The 1,500-nt window shown below is 60.4% G+C and carries 2 protein-coding genes; one reads left to right on the top strand and one right to left on the bottom strand.

Features of this window, described 5'->3' with window-relative positions:
• Nucleotides 1–264: hypothetical protein (locus ACXJ7R_RS32340; RefSeq protein ID WP_457155349.1), on the top strand; the 264-nt coding region annotated here is incomplete at its 5' end.
• A 122-nt stretch (nucleotides 265–386) separates the two neighbouring features.
• On the opposite strand, the gene ACXJ7R_RS32335 is transcribed toward ACXJ7R_RS32340, so the two are convergent.
• The coding region (locus ACXJ7R_RS32335; protein WP_457155348.1) for a tetratricopeptide repeat protein at nucleotides 387–1,500 on the bottom strand (1,114 nt) is incomplete at its 5' end.

Raw genomic sequence — 1,500 nt, 5'->3', positions numbered from 1 at the left:
GTTAGTGCCGAATTGTATTCCGACATTCTGATCCGAGCGTGCAGGAACGGATGGCGCTACCCTCGGAGCCAAATCGAGAACGGCTTCAAACGGCATCTCAGCGAGCTGAAATTGCAACTGGTCGATCAGGGTTACACGATCCTGCCTGGTGTGAAAGCGAACAGCTCGCCCCGGAGTCTCTTCGCACTGGCATTTGTCGCCAAGCGCCAATCTGTCGCTTCGCGCCAGTTCGGCTGTCCCCGCCAATACTGGCTCGACGAGTGACCGTTCTGGAGCGGGTAACTGGGGCAGGAATAACCGCCACTGGCCAGACTTCACTTGCCGAGCCGGCTTTCACTGTAGGGATGCTCATTTCACCGGGCGGTCAGCGCTCAGGCCGAGCTGTTCTATGGCTGCCCGAGAGGCTGCGCCTCCCCCGTCTCGCATTCCGGTAGTCGCACTGGTTTGGCGAGCTTTGCCAGCCCGTCGGGCTTGGCGCAAAGCGGGAAGCCGGCGAGCGGCATTGTCTCGATGAAACGACCGCGTTCCCTCTTGCTCGAGCTGAATTCATTGACCAGGCCCTCGATGGTCAGGTCCGGATACCGTTTGAGGGTTTCCCTGACTGAAGCATCCGCCTCATCGGTTCGACCCAGTGCCGCGAGGGAGCTGCTACGCACCACCCAATCCCCTTTGCCGTAGTTATCGGGCGTCTTGCGCTCCAGCATCTTCGCGGCGTCCTCATAGCGGCCAGCCATAAAATAGGCCGTGGAGTAGAAACTAGTTGCCCACATCGGGTAATTCGGGTCGAGCCGTATAACTTGGTCGACCAACTGAGCGCCGCGTTCGGGTTCGTCGAAGCCTGCCGCGTAGCCGGAATAGAATGTCAGGATTTCGGCCGAACCCGGAGCGAGGCGGAGGGCCGTGTCCATCTCGACCTTGGCGCGGGCGTTGTCGCCCATTTCTTTGAGGCTCATGCCAAAAACGGCGTGCGCCTCGGCGTCGCTCGGATCGAGCCGCACCGCGCGTTCGGCTACATCGGCAGCCGCCTTGATCTCACTCTCGGGATTGATACCGAAGCCAGCCAATATGTTATGAGCATGATAAAGTTCCACCCAGGCGCGGGCGAACCCGGGGTCCAGCGCGACAGCGAGGTTGAGCAGCCTGATAGCCTCCTCCTCATCGGCTACGGTAATCTTTTCAATCCTTTCGGTTCCGAGCAGATAGTAATCATAGACAGTCAAGTTGTCCGGCCGTTTACGCTTCGCCGCAGCCCGCCCCGCTCCCTGAATCAGCCCCACGCCGTTGCCGAGACGGTTGGTGACTTGCTCTGCAATCTCGGTCTGGACGGCGAACACGTCCTCAGCGGGCCGGTCCCAACGATCCGACCAAAGATGGTTGCCGGTTTGTGCATCGATCAACTGCGCGGTAACCCGCACCCGCCCATTTTGCCGCTGGATAGAGCCTTCCACCACGAAGCCGACATGGAGCGCACTTGCGACCTGGCGGGCATCCACCATCCAC

The sequence above is a fragment of the Mesorhizobium sp. P5_C1 genome, assembly GCF_054049815.1.
The sequence above is the reverse complement of the archived record's forward strand: the minus strand, read 5'-3'. Positions and strand labels throughout refer to the sequence as shown.